16 protein-coding genes and 1 other annotated feature are annotated in these 16,258 nt (G+C 52.3%); of the genes, 4 read left to right on the top strand and 12 right to left on the bottom strand.

The window, feature by feature from the left end:
* Positions 1-39 precede the first annotated feature (39 nt).
* A complete protein-coding gene (locus ACJHYD_RS12665; protein ID WP_001309076.1) occupies positions 40-756 on the top strand; it encodes a GntR family transcriptional regulator in 717 nt (238 codons plus the stop codon).
* Here the strand turns inward: ACJHYD_RS12665 and ACJHYD_RS12660 are convergent.
* From ACJHYD_RS12660 to ibpA, 3 genes are all read right to left on the bottom strand, one after another.
* On the bottom strand, positions 753-2,414 hold the full coding sequence (locus tag ACJHYD_RS12660) for a putative transporter (protein ID WP_001279763.1): 1,662 nt from the start codon (positions 2,412-2,414) through the stop codon (positions 753-755). The genes ACJHYD_RS12665 and ACJHYD_RS12660 overlap by 4 nt on opposite strands.
* A gap of 195 nt (positions 2,415-2,609) precedes the next feature.
* Positions 2,610-3,038, bottom strand: a complete 429-nt coding sequence (gene ibpB / locus ACJHYD_RS12655; RefSeq protein WP_001243431.1) for a small heat shock chaperone IbpB — start codon at positions 3,036-3,038, stop codon at positions 2,610-2,612.
* Positions 3,039-3,149: 111 nt separating this feature from the next.
* Positions 3,150-3,563 carry a small heat shock chaperone IbpA gene (gene ibpA, locus ACJHYD_RS12650; protein ID WP_001243437.1) on the bottom strand — a complete coding sequence of 138 codons (414 nt, stop codon included), beginning with the start codon at positions 3,561-3,563 and terminating at the stop codon, positions 3,150-3,152.
* Positions 3,557-3,629: a sequence feature (ROSE (Repression Of Heat Shock gene Expression) occurs in the 5'-region of heat shock genes and acts as an RNA thermometer to modulate expression.), on the bottom strand. It overlaps the preceding gene by 7 nt.
* A gap of 239 nt (positions 3,630-3,868) precedes the next feature.
* On the opposite strand from ibpA, the gene ACJHYD_RS12645 reads away from it, so the two are divergent.
* Positions 3,869-4,201, top strand: a complete 333-nt coding sequence (locus ACJHYD_RS12645) for a YceK/YidQ family lipoprotein (protein ID WP_000620888.1) — start codon at positions 3,869-3,871, stop codon at positions 4,199-4,201.
* A 1-nt stretch (position 4,202) separates the two neighbouring features.
* Here ACJHYD_RS12645 and ACJHYD_RS12640 read toward each other — a convergent pair whose 3' ends face one another.
* Complete coding sequence (locus ACJHYD_RS12640; RefSeq protein WP_001551909.1) at positions 4,203-5,417, bottom strand: DUF3748 domain-containing protein; 1,215 nt, start codon at positions 5,415-5,417, stop codon at positions 4,203-4,205.
* A gap of 100 nt (positions 5,418-5,517) precedes the next feature.
* Here ACJHYD_RS12640 and cbrA point away from each other — a divergent pair, with 100 nt between their 5' ends.
* Positions 5,518-6,582: a colicin M resistance lipid reductase CbrA gene (gene cbrA / locus ACJHYD_RS12635; protein ID WP_001551910.1), complete on the top strand. Its 1,065-nt coding sequence runs from the start codon at positions 5,518-5,520 to the stop codon at positions 6,580-6,582.
* On the opposite strand, the gene ACJHYD_RS12630 is transcribed toward cbrA, so the two are convergent.
* The 5 genes from ACJHYD_RS12630 to dgoR all read right to left on the bottom strand — a co-directional run bounded on the left by ACJHYD_RS12630 (position 6,579) and on the right by dgoR (position 11,301).
* On the bottom strand, positions 6,579-7,916 hold the full coding sequence (locus tag ACJHYD_RS12630) for an MFS transporter (protein ID WP_160342174.1): 1,338 nt from the start codon (positions 7,914-7,916) through the stop codon (positions 6,579-6,581). The genes cbrA and ACJHYD_RS12630 overlap by 4 nt on opposite strands.
* Positions 7,917-7,990: 74 nt before the next feature.
* Positions 7,991-9,139 (bottom strand): galactonate dehydratase, encoded by a 1,149-nt coding sequence (gene dgoD / locus ACJHYD_RS12625; RefSeq protein WP_001551912.1) that lies wholly within the window; start codon positions 9,137-9,139, stop codon positions 7,991-7,993.
* Positions 9,136-9,753, bottom strand: a complete 618-nt coding sequence (dgoA, locus tag ACJHYD_RS12620; protein WP_001551913.1) for a 2-dehydro-3-deoxy-6-phosphogalactonate aldolase — start codon at positions 9,751-9,753, stop codon at positions 9,136-9,138. Before dgoA ends, dgoD begins: the two co-directional genes overlap by 4 nt.
* On the bottom strand, positions 9,737-10,615 hold the full coding sequence (gene dgoK / locus ACJHYD_RS12615) for a 2-dehydro-3-deoxygalactonokinase (RefSeq protein ID WP_001551914.1): 879 nt from the start codon (positions 10,613-10,615) through the stop codon (positions 9,737-9,739). Before dgoK ends, dgoA begins: the two co-directional genes overlap by 17 nt.
* Positions 10,612-11,301 carry a D-galactonate utilization transcriptional regulator DgoR gene (dgoR, locus tag ACJHYD_RS12610; protein WP_000174305.1) on the bottom strand — a complete coding sequence of 230 codons (690 nt, stop codon included), beginning with the start codon at positions 11,299-11,301 and terminating at the stop codon, positions 10,612-10,614. Before dgoR ends, dgoK begins: the two co-directional genes overlap by 4 nt.
* A gap of 277 nt (positions 11,302-11,578) precedes the next feature.
* On the opposite strand from dgoR, the gene ACJHYD_RS12605 reads away from it, so the two are divergent.
* Positions 11,579-12,235 (top strand): lipoprotein, encoded by a 657-nt coding sequence (locus ACJHYD_RS12605; RefSeq protein WP_001551916.1) that lies wholly within the window; start codon positions 11,579-11,581, stop codon positions 12,233-12,235.
* A gap of 43 nt (positions 12,236-12,278) precedes the next feature.
* Here the strand turns inward: ACJHYD_RS12605 and yidA are convergent, their stop codons facing one another.
* From yidA to gyrB, 3 genes are all read right to left on the bottom strand, one after another.
* Positions 12,279-13,091 carry a sugar-phosphatase gene (gene yidA, locus ACJHYD_RS12600; protein WP_000985549.1) on the bottom strand — a complete coding sequence of 271 codons (813 nt, stop codon included), beginning with the start codon at positions 13,089-13,091 and terminating at the stop codon, positions 12,279-12,281.
* Between the two features lie 114 nt (positions 13,092-13,205).
* Entirely contained in the window at positions 13,206-13,604 is a 399-nt protein-coding gene (locus ACJHYD_RS12595; RefSeq protein WP_001328248.1) for a YidB family protein, read from the bottom strand.
* Positions 13,605-13,843: 239 nt separating this feature from the next.
* The gene (gene gyrB / locus ACJHYD_RS12590; RefSeq protein ID WP_000072067.1) at positions 13,844-16,258 is read right to left on the bottom strand and encodes a DNA topoisomerase (ATP-hydrolyzing) subunit B; all 2,415 of its coding nucleotides are present in this window, start codon (positions 16,256-16,258) and stop codon (positions 13,844-13,846) included.

Raw genomic sequence — 16,258 nt, 5'->3', positions numbered from 1 at the left:
CGCATTACCCGGGCTTGCAGGCAAAAAAGAGATCTAGAGATGATCTACAAAAGCATTGCGGAGCGGTTAAGAATTCGACTTAACTCCGCGGATTTCACGCTAAATAGCCTTCTTCCCGGTGAAAAAAAGCTGGCGGAAGAGTTTGCGGTATCGCGGATGACCATCCGTAAAGCCATTGATCTGCTGGTAGCGTGGGGGCTGGTGGTCCGCCGCCACGGCAGCGGTACTTACCTGGTGCGTAAAGATGTATTGCATCAAACCGCCAGCCTGACCGGGCTGGTGGAGGTGTTAAAACGCCAGGGAAAAACGGTCACCAGCCAGGTGCTGATTTTTGAAATCATGCCTGCGCCTCCGGCCATTGCCAGCCAGTTACGGATTCAAATCAACGAGCAGATCTACTTCTCCCGTCGCGTTCGTTTTGTGGAAGGGAAACCGCTGATGCTGGAAGACAGCTATATGCCGGTAAAACTGTTCCGTAACCTTTCGCTGCAACATCTGGAAGGGTCGAAGTTTGAATATATTGAACAAGAGTGCGGGATTCTGATTGGCGGTAATTATGAAAGCCTGACGCCGGTGCTCGCCGATAGACTGCTGGCGCGGCAAATGAAGGTAGCGGAACACACGCCACTGCTGCGGATCACCTCGTTGTCATATAGCGAGAGCGGGGAGTTTTTGAATTATTCAGTAATGTTCAGAAATGCCAACGAATACCAGGTGGAGTACCATTTACGGCGACTCCACCCGGAAAAGAGTTAACCGATACTCCAGAAGAGCACCGCCAGTAATTGGGGGGTGATAATGCGCAGGAACATCACTAACGGATAGACAGTGGCGTAAGAGAGCGCCGCCGCACCGCTCGTTGGATGAAGATTATTAGCAAACGCCAGCGCCGGTGGATCGGTCATGGAGCCAGCCAGCATCCCGCACATGGTCAGGTAATTCATTTTGGCTAACATCCGCGCCAGAATACCAACAGTAATCAGCGGAACGGCGGTGATCAGGGCACCATATCCAATCCAGCTTAGCCCTTCGCCATTGACCAGGGTATTCACAAAATCCCCACCAGATTTCAGACCAACGACCGAGAGGAACAGCACGATCCCCAGCTCCCGCAGCGCGAGGTTGGCACTTGGCGGCATAAACCAGTACAGCTTGCCGATACTGCCGATACGCCCGAGGATCAACGCCATAATCAGCGGACCGCCCGCCAGCCCCAGTTTCAACGCGGCCGGGAATCCCGGCACAAAGACGGGAATAGAACCTAACAATACGCCAAGCCCGATACCAATAAACACCGGCAGCATCTGTACCTGTTGCAGTTTTTGCTGCGCATTCCCCAGCACATTGGCAACGGCATCAATTGCGGACGGACGCCCCACCAGGTTGAGAATATCGCCGAACTGCAGGCTGATATCACCACTGGCGACCAGTTCGACCCCGGCACGGTTCAGGCGCGAGATAACAACGTCATAGCGTTCTTTAAAGTGCAGGTCGCGAATACGTTTTCCGAGCACGTTTTCATTGGTGACCACCACACGCTCGACGCGCAAATCAGTGCCTTTCGTAGACAGCGAGGTATCGACCTCCTGACCAATCACCAGTTGCGCATTATGTAAATCCGCTGGCTGCCCCACCAGATGCAGCAAATCGCCCAGTTGGATAATGGTATCTGGCGAAGGTACTTTTAGGGTTTCTTCGCGTTTCAGACGCGAGCAGATAATTTTGTCGCCATTGAGAATCGGTACATCTTTAATGGCTAAATCATGCAGGTTAGGGTTCTCAACGCGAATATTGATAGTCCTGATCAGCGCGCCGCCATTGGTGCGTGAAGACTCGTGCTGCTGGGCTTCTGTCTCGACATTGACGCGGAAAATAACCCGCAACATCCACATGGTGAACAAAATCCCGCAAATGCCGAATGGATACGCCATCGCGTAACTCATCCCCATCTGATCGACCATTTCCATTGGTGTACCCAGGTCGCGCAAGATCTGCTGCCCTGCCCCCAGTGCTGGCGTATTGGTTACCGCACCGGAGAAAATCCCCAGCACTACCGGCAGTGGAATATCAAACAGTTTATGCAGGATGGCGGTAACCAGACCACCGATGATGACGATCAGAACAGCAAACAGGTTGAGGCGTAATCCGGAGACGCGCAATGAGGCAAAGAAGCCCGGCCCTACCTGAATCCCGATGGTATAAACGAACAGGATCAGGCCAAATTCCTGAATAACATGCAGCATATCGCTACTTAATGTCATCCCCGCCTGAGAAACAAAATGGCCGACGATGATCCCACCAAACAGCACGCCGCCAATACCTAATCCTATGCCGCGAAATTTGACGTTGCCGATAAACAAACCGACGACTGCCACCAAAGCCAGAATACTGACCGTTAATGCTATATCACTCATCGTCCATTTCTCTTGAGATAACATTTTAATTGCTACGGATTATGGCTGAATCGGTGAAGCAGATTTGCCTTATAGCGCACATTATCACGGGAAAGAACGTGCCGAAATATCTTAAACAGGCGAAAATTAACGCATTGTTGAAGAAGAAAGACAAAAAAAGCCCCACCAGAATGGCGGGGCAAAGAGAATAGCTAGTTAGCTATTTAACGCGGGACGTTCGCTGATAGCGATACGCTGCGCTGCGATGGGTTCAGGCTCATTACGAATTAAATCAATATGCAGTAAACCGTTTACGAAGGTTGCACCAGAGACTTCCATATTTTCAGCCAGCGTAAAGCTCAGGCTAAATGGCTGATTCATAAGCCCTTGATGCAGCCATTTTTTCTCTTCTTTTGGCTGCTCCGGCGTGCCTTTTACGCTCAGGCGCGTACCTTCCAGTTGAATCTCTAAATCTTCCTGACGAAAACCTGCCAGCGCAAGGGTAATGCGGTAGTGGTTATCGTCGCTTTTCTCAATGTTGTACGGCGGGAAGCTCTGGCTTTCACCGGCGTTTTGCAGTGCGTTGGCCAGTTTGTCAAAACCGATCCATTGACGCATCAGTGGGGATAAATCGAAGTTACGCATAGTCATTTCTCCTTCTAAGAAGCGAGTAAGTACCTGCAAATCCGAAGATTCGCATATGCTCCCTGACGGCGAGCATGGAGATGTCAGGCCGCGCCAGGCGGCCTTAAGGAATTAGTTGATTTCGATACGGCGCGGTTTTTTCGCTTCCGGAATCACGCGTTCGAGATCGATATACAGCAGACCATTCACCAGGTTAGCGCCACGAACATGAATGTTCTCAGCTAACTGGAATTTGCGTTCAAAGTTGCGTTCAGCGATGCCCTGGTACAGATAGGTGCGCTCTTTTTGTTCGTCGGCGTGAGCACCTTTCACCACCAGCAGATTATCCTGGGCGGTAATTTCCAGTTCGCTCTCAGCAAAACCAGCCACAGCGATAGCAATGCGGTAATGGTTTTCGTCTACCAGTTCAACGTTATACGGAGGGTAGCCGCCATTACTCTGGCTCTGGTTGTTTTCTAAGTGGTTAAACAAACGGTCAAATCCAATAGCAGAACGGTAAAGCGGGGATAAATCAAAGTTACGCATAATCAATAGCTCCTGAAATCAGCGAGAATGTAAGACCTTCCACAATGGACAGGTCAGGTAGCCAGAACACCCATCAGGCGCGTCCTCATCGGCTACGATGTAAAAATGGGTCTGGAAATGAACTTTTCAAGCCTTATCAGCGGACTTTTTTTTGCAGTTTATGGTCTATTGCATAGACTGAGGGGGCAGCACGAAACGTTAAAGTGCGATAGCCGCCACAGTGCGACGTAATGATGATGTTATTTTCAGCAAGGGATCGCTATAACTCATCAGGCCAACACCCACGATCAACAGATGAATTTATTATGATAAGAAATGTGTTGTTAGCGTTCATGATATGCAGCGGAATGACATTACTCGGAGGATGCTCCAGCGTGATGTCCCATACCGGGGGGAAAGAAGGAACGTATCCCGGCACCCGCGCCAGCGCCACCATGATTGGCGACGATGAAACCAACTGGGGCACTAAGTCGCTGGCGATTCTCGATATGCCGTTTACCGCTGTGATGGACACGCTTTTACTGCCGTGGGACGTGTTCCGCAAAGACAGCTCGGTGCGCTCACGCGTTGAAAAAAGCGAAGCCAACGCGCAAGCCACCAATGCGGTTATTCCACCGGCCAGAATGCCTGATAACTGATTTAGCGATCAGTTTCGGTGATCCACAGCTGGCCGCCTTCCATCCACGCCAGCCACTGACCATCCGGCGAGAAGACCACGGCGTCCGCAGAAGGTGGATTGGCGTGGTTTTCGGTTAAATACTCAACCTCGCCGCTTTGCGCATGGGCGCAAGCAATTCGATTATCCAGCACAAAGCCCAACCATTCTCCTGACGGATGCCAGTTAAATGCAGACTGAATATCCGTTTTGTTATGGGTTAACTGGCGCGGCTCGCCGCCTTGTGGCGAGATAAGCCACAGTTGCACAATGCCGTTATCATCACGCATTAAAAACGCGATTTGCGTACCCTGCGGATTACAGCGCACCCAGTGGCGCGGGACGTTAACTAACCCCGGATAAGCCCGATGGTGGGTAAAGGTTAAACGTCGCTGCACGACGCCGCGCGGTGGCGCGGGCAGGGTTGTTTCCGTTCCACTTAACGGCGCATCACCTGCCGCTTTCCAGCCAGCTTCATCTTGCGGTAACTCAACGATAAATAGCTCCGGTACTTTCTCGCCCTTTGGCGAAAGTGTGTCGCCAATAAACGCCAGCGCGTGATTTCCTACCCATCCTTCTTCATAAGCACGATTGATTTCATCGCTGCCAGGCTGCGGCGTGGGCGTGGTTTTACTCACCAGCACGCACCAGTGGCTACCGCTGTATTCACGCGGATGCTGCTTTTGTACGTTGACCGGGCCAAACGGTGCAGCAACACCGACGTTTCGCAAATCCAGCGCCGGGCAGAGTTGATGCATTACATGGTCGTTATAGGTAAAGCTCACCCTTTCACCGTTCGGGCTAAAGACATGCACATGGCTGCCGCCGCGCAGCGCTCCTGGCGTATACGGCGCGGTAATATCCATCGCATCAAGGTTACTCATCTTGCCGCCTTCAACAATCACTCCGCGCCGATGATGGAAGTCGTAATGCCATGTTTCATCAGGATTTTCCGGGCCGTGGATGAAGACATACTTCTCTGACTTCGGATGAACGGTCACCACGCCGACGTGTGCGCCCTGTGACGCGCGATAGATAACCTCGACCTCGCCGGTATGGATATTCACACGCTCAATGGTCTCGCCGGTAAACGACGCCCCTGAAGGACGAACGTCAAATACCAGCCACTGGCTGTCGGGCGTCCAGGTATTGGTATTGGTGAGCAGGTGATTACGGGGAGCAAAGGTTATCTGTTTCATGGCGCGGTCCTGATACAAAACGGTTCCCGCCATCATACTTCACAAGGACTTCACTTTCAGACAATAGTCTTTCGCCATCGTGATGAATGTGAGTGAAAAGATGGAACATTTCGACGTGGCGATTATTGGCCTCGGCCCGGCAGGGTCGGCGTTGGCACGAAAGTTAGCAGGCAAAATGCAGGTGATCGCGCTGGATAAAAAGCACCAGTGTGGTACTGAAGGTTTCAGCAAACCTTGCGGCGGTCTGCTGGCACCGGACGCGCAGCGATCTTTTATTCGCGATGGACTGACGCTTCCTGTCGATGTGATCGCCAATCCACAGATTTTCAGCGTCAAAACTGTCGACGTTGCCGCATCGTTCACGCGTAACTACCAGCGAAGCTATATCAATATTAATCGCCATGCTTTCGACTTGTGGATGAAATCGCTGATCCCCGCCAGCGTTGAGGTTTACCACGACAGCCTGTGCCGAAAAATCTGGCGTGAGGATGATAAATGGCATGTCATTTTTCGTGCAGACGGTTGGGAGCAGCATATTACTGCCCGCTATCTGGTCGGTGCCGATGGCGCAAACTCGATGGTGCGGCGACATCTCTACCCGGATCATCAAATTCGTAAATATGTCGCTATCCAGCAGTGGTTCGCAGAGAAACATCCGGTGCCGTTCTACTCCTGCATCTTTGATAATGCGATAACTGACTGTTACTCATGGAGTATCAGCAAAGACGGTTATTTTATCTTTGGCGGTGCCTATCCCATGAAAGACGGTCAGACGCGTTTCACGACGCTGAAAGAGAAAATGAACGCCTTTCAGTTCCAGTTTGGCAAAGCGGTGAAAAGCGAGAAATGTACCGTGCTGTTTCCCTCACGCTGGCAGGATTTTGTCTGCGGTAAGGACAACGCCTTTCTGATTGGTGAAGCGGCGGGATTTATCAGCGCCAGTTCGCTGGAGGGGATTAGCTATGCGCTGGATAGCGCAGAGATTCTGCGTTCGGTGTTACTGAAGCAGCCGGAGAAGAGCAACGCCGCCTACTGGCGCGCCACCCGCAAACTGCGTTTAAAACTCTTCGGCAAAATAGTAAAAAGCCGATGCCTGACCGCACCGGCTTTAAGAAAGTGGATTATGCGCAGTGGTGTGGCGCATATTCCACAGTTGAAAGATTAGCCAACGCGTTTCACATCGCCCACCAGCAGGATGTATGAGAGCGCGCCAATCAACGCGACGGCGGAGATATAAACCAGTGCAGGCGCGAAACCGTAACCCTGCGCCAGGTAACCCACCACCAGCGGAACGGTGATGCCGCCCAGACCACCGGCAAAGTTAAACACGCCGCCGGTTAAACCAATCAGGCGCATCGGTGCCAGAGAAGAGACCAGCGACCAGGTAATCGAAGCAAAACCGTTGCCGAAGAATGCCAGCGCCATCAGGCACATAATCATCATCGGATCGTTAGTGTAGTTAGCGCCCATAATGCAGGTGGAGATCAGCAAGCCGCAGATAATCGGCGTTTTACGCGCAAAGCCCAGTGAAAAGCCCTTACGTACCAGCAGATCCGCGACCCAGCCAGAGAGCAGGACGCCGACAAACGCCGCGAGGAATGGCACCGTGGTCATAAAGCCTGCTTTCAGCGCCGTGATTCCTTTTTCCTGGGTTAAATAGTTCGGGAACCAGGTTAAGAAAAACCACAGTGTAGAAGCCACCGCAAATTGCCCAAGATAGACGCCAATCAGTTTACGATGGAACACCAGTTTCCAGTCTTTGGCTGTTAACGGCTGACGCGCCTCTTTCTTCACCGGCGCATCACCATCCACCAGACCGCCGCCATCACGAATGTAATCCAGTTCAGCGTTGCTGATGCCTTTGGTCAGGCGCGGCGGCTGATAAACCTTAAACCAAATCAGCGACCAGATAATGCCGATACCACCGGTGACAATGAACACCCAGTGCCAGCTCAACATCTCCTGAATCCAGATCAGCAGCGGAGTCAAAAACGCCAGACCGACAAACTGACCAGACGTATAAAAACCAACGGCGGAAGCGCGTTCATGTTCCGGGAACCAGCTGGTCACCATCCGGTTATTGGTCGGGAAAGCGGGCGCTTCGAAAATACCGGTTATCGCGCGCAGACCAATTAATGACATTAATCCCGTGGCAAAGCCCTGGAATAACGTCGCCACTGACCAGCCAAATATCGCAATAAAATAAGTCACGCGAGAACCTACGCGATCTAAAAACCAACCGCCGGGGATCTGGCATAACGTATAAAGCCAGGCGAAGGCCGAAAATACATAGCCCATTTCCGCTTTCGTAATACCGAACTCTTCCTGAATATGGGCGGAAGCCACGGCCAGGTTAGCGCGGTCAACATAACAAATGACCACCGTAATAAAGATCATCACCAGCGTCAGATAACGCCGACGCCCCGGCTTTGCTGCATTAACGGGAATATCCATAGCGAGCTTTCTCCAGATTTTGGGCATAGCGAAGCCGCTCACCATGCCCTGTAATTTACAGAGGGTTATATTTTTGTATTGCTGTTTTAGTGCCCGATGAGGGGCTTACGTGGCAGGAATTACCACTCTGCTACGCTGTTATCTTCATGACGCCAGAGCGGATTACGCCAGTCCGGGGCATTTTTACTGAACTCAATAACTTTAGCTTCGTCGATTTCCACGCCTAAGCCCGGTTTCGTTAATGGTTTAAAGAAACCGCCGACCATGCTGAAGTCTTCTTTGTTTTTCACAAAGTCGAGTAACTCCGCGCCTTTGTTGTAATGAATTCCCATACTTTGTTCCTGAAGTACGGCGTTATAGGAAACAAAGTCGATATGCAGACAAGCCGCCAGTGCAATCGGTCCGAGCGGACAGTGCGGCGCAAGGGTCACGTCATAGGCTTCTGCCATTCCGGCAATTTTGTAGCATTCGGTAATACCGCCTGCATGAGAGAGATCTGGTTGCAGAATCGAAATACCGCCCGCCTCCAGCACGCGTTTAAAATCGAAGCGTGAGAACATGCGTTCACCCGCCGCCAGTGGAATATGCGTTTGTGCCGCCAGTTTCGGGTAGTATTCGGCTTGTTCCGCCAGCACCGGCTCTTCAATAAACAGCGGGCGATACGGCTCCAGTTCTTTAATCAGCACTTTCGCCATCGGCGCGCTGACGCGACCGTGGAAATCAAGACCAAACTCAATCTGATTGCCAAAAGCTTCACGAATTTGTGCCACGGTGTTGACTGCCGCATCTACCGCGCGGGAGTTATCAATTAGCCCCAGTTCTTCACAACCGTTCAGTTTGAAGGTATCGAAGCCGATTTCGCGCAGGGTTTTAATGCCGTCGATAACATCCGCCGGACGATCGCCGCCGACCCAACTGTAGGCTTTAATTTTGTCGCGAACCAGGCCGCCCATCAGTTGCCACACCGGCGTATTCAGCACTTTGCCTTTGATATCCCATAACGCCTGGTCGATCCCGGCGATAGCGCTCATCAGGATTGGACCGCCACGATAAAATCCGGCGCGATACATCACTTGCCATAAGTCATTGATGCGCGATGGATCCTGACCAATCAAATAGTCGCTCAGTTCGTGAACTGCCGCTTCCACTGTACGGGCGCGGCCTTCGATCACGGGCTCGCCCCAGCCGACCACGCCTTCATCGGTTTCAATTTTCAGGAACATCCAGCGGGGAGGTAAACGATACGTGGTAATTTTGGTGATTTTCATTGCACTGCCTCTCGATACGCCTTAACAAATGCTGCTGCCTGCTGCGCGGTGCGTTCTATGGACTGCCCGGCGCGATAGAGATCGCTGCCTAAGCCTGCCCCTGCACAACCTGCGTCTATCCACTGCGCCAGGTTTTCTGGCGTCACGCCGCCAACGGCAAAGACTGCGATGTCCGGTGGTAATACCGCTTTTAACGCTTTGATGTATTGCGGACCAAAAGCCGATGAAGGGAATATTTTCAGCGCCTGCGCACCCGCGTCGAGCGCGGTAAAGGCTTCGGTCGCCGTCGCGCAGCCGGGGCAAACGGTCATGCCGTAGCCCACCACACGGCGGATCACTTCACTATGGATATTGGGCGTAACGATGAGCTGGCAGCCCATCCTGGCGAGCACATCGACCTGTTCAGGTTTCAGTACCGTACCTGCGCCAATCAACGCCTTGTCGCCATACGCATCAACGATGGCGGGAATGCTCTGCTCCCATTGTGGGGAATTCAGCGGGATTTCAACCGCGTCGAACCCGGCGTCAATCACCGCGCCAACATGCGCCAGCGCCTCGTCGGGCGTAATGCCGCGCAAAATGGCGATCAGCGGGAGTTTAGTTTGCCACTGCATGAGCGATGCTCCTTATACCAGCCTGAAATGCCGTGTCGCCCGCCACCGCCGCCACATCGCAACCCATCGCCTGAAAGGCTTGCTGGTAGCGCGCGGTCAGCGATGTTCCGGCGACAAGGGTGATGGCGTGTTGATGGGCCACATAGTCGCGCATACTGGCAACCTCTGCGCCAATCAACAAACCAGAGAGAAATTCGCTGACCTGTTCTCGGGGAAGTGTTCCCAGCACATGCGAGGCGCGAACTTCAAAAATCTGCGGCAATATGGCGGGAGCATTAAGGCCACGCTCAAGACCAGCCGCGAAGGCATCGGCAGAGTTTTCCTGCGGCGGCAAACCTGCGCCAATCAATGAGTGATTTAACAGTAAATGATGTAATTCACCGGTCATCACGGTGCGAAAATCGTTGATTTGCTGGCTATCGGCCTGCACCCATTTGCAATGCGTACCGGGCATGACATAAAGAGAGGAAGGAGCCAGAGCACGCGCGCCGATCAATTGTGTTTCTTCGCCGCGCATCACATTATGGTTATCGTCATGAGAGACGCATAATCCGGGAATAATCCAGATATTGTCGCCAACCGACGTTAATTGTTCGCCAATAGACGAAAAACGGGCAGGAACGGATAAATACGGTGCAACTTTCCAGCCGACATTGCTGCCGACCATTCCTGCCATTACCACTGGCGTATTCTCTTCACGCCAGTCGGTCGTCACTTCTGCTAACACCGCAGCCGGAGATTTTCCGTTCAGACGCGTGACGCCTGCTTCTGATTGCCTGCTCTCCAGGCAGTGGTCGCCATGATAAAGCCAGGCGCGCAGATTGGTCGATCCCCAGTCAATTGCGATGTAGCGAGCTGTCATGTGATTTCCTTTAACCTTCGTGTCGAGCTAGCGATCATGGTAAGCGCCGCCTGCTCTGCCGCATCGCCGTCCTGATGCCGTATCGCATCGAACAGCGCCTTATGTTCCTGGAGCGTTTGCGGCATGTTGGCCTCATCGCCCATCCAGGTTCGTTCAAAAACCGCCCGCTGCAGCGAACTGATCGCAATGCTAAGTTGCTGTAACACCGGGTTATGCACCGACTGCAGCACCGCCTCGTGGTAGCGAATATCCGCTTCGTTAAACGCTTCGCGGTCCTGATTGTTGGCAATCATCTCGTTCAGCGCCGATTCAATCTGCGCCAGATCGCTGGAGGTCGCGCGCTCTGCTGCCCAACGGGCAATCGCCGGTTCCACCAGATTTCGCACTTCGCTCATGGCACTGATAAGTCGTGGGTCGTAGTCGTTTTCCAGCACCCATTGCAGTACGTCAGTGTCGAGGTAATTCCACTGGTTACGCGGTGCCACAAACGCGCCGCGATAACGTTTCATTTCAATCAGCCGCTTCGCCATCAGCGAACGGAACACCTCACGGATGATGTTGCGCGAGGTTGCAAACTCTTCACAGAGCTCCGCCTCAGCCGGAAGCGGCGAGCCTGGTACGTATTTGCCGTGAACGATCTGTTTACCCAGCGTAATGACAATGCGATCGGTTTTATTGAGAGTCATGGAGAGTCCTTGTGCTCTGTATGTTCTTCTCTACTTTACCCCGATCGATGCATAACGCGGCAACTTTGTAGTACTAGCGTGATGACGTTCGCGTTTGCCGTGTGCGTAATGTAGTACAAACTTATATTGTTGTACTACAATTTAGATCACAAAAAGAACAATGCATAAAAAAATGACATGCGTCGGGCAGAAATCTGAAAAGGGATGTCAGGCGCTAAACAGGAGGGAAAGAAGAGTATGCTTTCAACGGCTTAGCTACTCGTTTAAAGGATTAATCATGAAGTTGAATTTTAAGGGATTTTTTAAGGCTGCCGGTTTGTGTTCTTTGGCATTTGCGTTGACCGGATGTATCACTTGGGGATTGGTTTCCAATACTGCAAGCCGTCCACATGCCGAGCAATGGCGGTCAGACACGATTAAGGGTTTATCGCTGGCAGAAGATAGTAACGGTACGAAAGGCTATGTTTTTGTTGGTGAATCGTTGGACTATCTGTTGACCACCGGCGGCGATAAGGTGGTTAAAATGCTGAACGATCCGGCAATTCATGGTGAAAGAATCACCGTTTCTGATAACGCGAAATTTATTTTAAGCAGCAGTAATAAAAATTTCTCTGGTGCTATTACGCTCTATTACGACTGGAACAACGAAGAAGATAAGGCACTGGCAACACAATATGGTTTTATTTGTGATACCCGGCGTTGTACATGGATGCTGGACGGTTTGACAGGCTCAATCCACCAGAAAAATAAAAAAGCGGATTACTCAAACGTGATGGTTTTCCATCAACCCTTTACGGTGGGATTTTATGAGTACAAAGCAACAGATGGCGTCCCGCGCGGCCTCGTTAATGCGCTGCTGCCAGTCACTCTTACGCTGGATATAGTAACGTCACCACTCCAGTTCCTGATTTTATGCACGACCAGAAATTGTTAATCGCTGCGGGCAAACGCATTCATGCCGTTTGCCCGTTCACTGATTAATTCAGCACATACTTCTCAATAGCAAATGCCACGCCATCTTCAAGGTTGGATTTGGTGACAAAGTTCGCCACTTCTTTCACCGAAGGAATAGCGTTATCCATCGCCACACCGACGCCTGCATATTCAATCATTGCGATGTCGTTTTCCTGATCGCCAATCGCCATGATTTCTTCCGGTTTAATACCTAACACGTCGGCCAGTGATTTCACACCCGTACCCTTGTTAACACGTTTATCGAGGATTTCGAGGAAGTACGGCGCACTTTTCAGCACGGTATATTTCTCTTTCACTTCCTGCGGAATACGCGCGATAGCCTGGTCGAGGATGGCGGGTTCATCAATCATCATCACTTTCAGGAACTGGGTATTGGGGTCCATTTTCTCCGCTTCGCAGAACACCAGCGGAATGGTGGCAACGAAGGATTCATGCACCGTGTAGTAGCTGATATCGCGATTTGCTGTATACAGCGTGGTGCGGTCCAGGGCGTGGAAATGAGAACCGACTTCGCGAGAGAGTTTTTCCAGGAAACGGTAGTCGTCATAGCTGAGAGCGGTTTGCGCCACGGTGCTACCATCAGCGGCCTTCTGCACCAGCGCACCGTTGTAAGTAATGCAGTAGTCGCCCGGCTGTTCCATATGCAGCTCTTTCAGGTAATTGTGAACACCTGCATAAGGGCGACCCGTCGTTAGCACGACATTCACGCCACGGGCGCGAGCTGCAGCAATCGCATTTTTAACGGCAGGTGAAATGGTGTGATCGGGCAGCAGAAGGGTGCCATCCATATCGATAGCAATGAGTTTGATAGCCATGAGTTCCCCAGGTAGATTGGTTCCTGACCCATGCTAACGCGATTCCGCTCAAAAATCAGTACAACACCCGAGGGAAAAGGGGGATGCAACGCGCGTTGCATGCTCCCCTTTTGCTTAGCGGAAGAGTTTCCCTTTCAGCAGTTCCATGCCTGCGGAAAGCAGATCGTTATTGGCTTGTGTTGTCACTTCACCTTGCGGTGAGAGTGCATCAATAATCTTCGGCAATTGTTCTGCCAGTAAACTGGAAGCTGTACTGGTATCCACGCCCAGTTTTTGCCCGAGATCGGACACCGCATTTGTGCCGAGCGCTGATTCCAGTTGCTCGCCGCTAACTGGTTGGTTGCCCTGTTGATTACTCAGCCAGGTTGAGAGAATGGCACCTAAACCGCCACTTTGCAGTTTTTCCAGCAGCACCTGAATGCCGCCCTGCTCCTCAACCCAGCTCAAAATGGCCTGATATTTCCCCGCATCGCCTTTCAGAAAGGCACCGACAACTTCATCAAAAAGCCCCATGATAATCACCTGTAAAGCGTTACGTGTTGACTCAAAAAGTATAGATCTGCGGGATGATAATTGCGGATTGCAGAAATAAAAAGGGCGAAGATGATCTCCGCCCTTTTCTTATAGCTTCTTGCCGGATGCGGCGTTAACGTCTGATCCGGCCTACAAAATCATGCAAATTCAATATATTGCACGAGTCTCGTAGGCCTGATAAGCGTAGCGCATCAGGCACGCTCGCATTGTTAACGTCATTAAATATCGATATTCGCCGCTTTCAGAGCGTTCTCTTCAATAAACGCACGGCGCGGTTCAACGGCGTCGCCCATAAGCGTAGTGAACAGCTGGTCGGCGGCAATCGCATCCTTAACGGTAACGCGCAGCATACGACGGCTTTCCGGGTCCATGGTGGTTTCCCACAACTGTTCCGGGTTCATCTCGCCCAGACCTTTATAACGCTGGATGGAGAGGCCGCGACGGGACTCTTTCACCAGCCAGTCCAGCGCCTGCTCGAAGCTGGCTACCGGCTGACGACGTTCGCCACGTTCGATAAACGCATCCTCTTCCAGCAAGCCACGCAGTTTCTCACCCAGCGTGCAGATACGACGATATTCGCCACCGGTGATAAACTCGTGATCCAGCGGATAGTCAGTATCCACACCGTGGGTACGCACGCGAACAATCGGTTCAAACAGGTTTTGTTCGGCATTGGTGTGGACATCAAACTTCCACTGGCTGCCGTGCTGTTCTTTGTCGTTCAGTTCGCTGACCAGCGCGTTCACCCAGCGGGTAACGGTCTGCTCATCAGAGAGGTCAGCTTCCGTCAACGTCGGCTGATAGATAAGCTCTTTCAGCATTGCTTTCGGATAACGACGCTCCATACGATTGATCATTTTCTGCGTCGCGTTGTACTCAGATACCAGTTTCTCTAACGCTTCGCCAGCCAATGCCGGTGCACTGGCGTTGGTGTGCAGCGTTGCGCCGTCCAACGCGATAGAGATCTGGTACTGATCCATCGCTTCGTCGTCTTTAATGTACTGTTCCTGCTTACCTTTCTTCACTTTGTACAGCGGCGGCTGAGCGATGTAGACGTGACCGCGTTCAACGATTTCCGGCATCTGACGATAGAAGAAGGTCAACAGCAGCGTACGAATGTGCGAGCCGTCGACGTCCGCATCGGTCATGATGATGATGCTGTGATAACGCAGTTTGTCCGGGTTGTACTCGTCACGACCGATACCACAACCAAGCGCGGTGATAAGCGTCGCCACTTCCTGAGAAGAGAGCATCTTGTCGAAGCGCGCTTTCTCGACGTTGAGGATTTTACCCTTCAGCGGCAGAATCGCCTGGTTCTTGCGGTTACGTCCCTGCTTCGCAGAGCCGCCCGCGGAGTCCCCTTCCACAAGGTACAGTTCGGAAAGCGCCGGATCGCGTTCCTGGCAGTCTGCCAGTTTGCCCGGCAGGCCCGCTAAGTCGAGCGCACCTTTACGGCGGGTCATTTCACGCGCGCGACGCGCCGCTTCACGGGCACGGGCAGCATCGATAATTTTGCCAACCACGATTTTCGCGTCGGTTGGGTTTTCCAGCAGGTATTCCGCCAGCAGTTCGTTCATCTGCTGTTCAACCGCCGATTTCACCTCAGAAGAAACCAGTTTGTCTTTGGTCTGGGAGGAGAATTTCGGGTCCGGCACTTTCACGGAAACGACCGCAATCAGGCCTTCACGCGCATCGTCACCGGTGGCGCTGACTTTGGCTTTTTTGCTGTAGCCTTCTTTGTCCATGTAGGCGTTCAGGGTACGGGTCATCGCCGCACGGAAGCCTGCCAGGTGAGTACCGCCGTCACGCTGCGGAATGTTGTTGGTAAAGCAGTAGATGTTTTCCTGGAAGCCATCGTTCCACTGCAACGCCACTTCAACGCCGATACCATCTTTTTCGGTGGAGAAGTAGAAGATATTCGGGTGGATCGGCGTTTTGTTCTTGTTCAGATATTCAACGAACGCTTTGATGCCGCCTTCATAGTGGAAGTGGTCTTCTTTGCCGTCACGCTTGTCGCGCAGACGAATGGAAACGCCGGAGTTGAGGAACGACAACTCACGCAGACGTTTCGCCAGAATTTCATATTCGAACTCGGTCACATTGGTGAAGGTTTCGAGGCTAGGCCAGAAACGCACCATGGTGCCGGTTTTTTCAGTCTCGCCGGTAACCGCCAGCGGGGCCTGCGGTACACCGTGTTCGTAGATCTGACGGTGAATTTTACCCTCGCGCTGGATAACCAGCTCCAGTTTTTGCGACAGGGCGTTTACTACCGAAACACCAACGCCGTGCAGACCGCCGGACACTTTATAGGAGTTATCGTCAAATTTACCGCCTGCGTGCAGAACGGTCATGATCACTTCCGCCGCCGATACGCCCTCTTCCGGGTGAATACCGGTCGGAATGCCGCGCCCGTCATCCTGTACAGAGACAGAGTTATCGGCGTGAATGGTGACGATAATTTCTTTACAGTGACCCGCGAGCGCTTCGTCGATAGCGTTATCTACCACCTCGAATACCATGTGGTGCAGACCGGTGCCGTCATCCGTGTCGCCGATATACATACCCGGGCGCTTACGCACCGCATCCAGCCCTTTCAGGACTTTGATACTGGAGGAGTCATAAGAATTCGACAT

This window comes from Escherichia sp. WS1368, assembly GCF_046487485.1.
In the GTDB taxonomy this organism is placed as follows: Bacteria; Pseudomonadota; Gammaproteobacteria; order Enterobacterales; family Enterobacteriaceae; genus Escherichia; species Escherichia coli.
The sequence above is the reverse complement of the archived record's forward strand: the minus strand, read 5'-3'. Positions and strand labels throughout refer to the sequence as shown.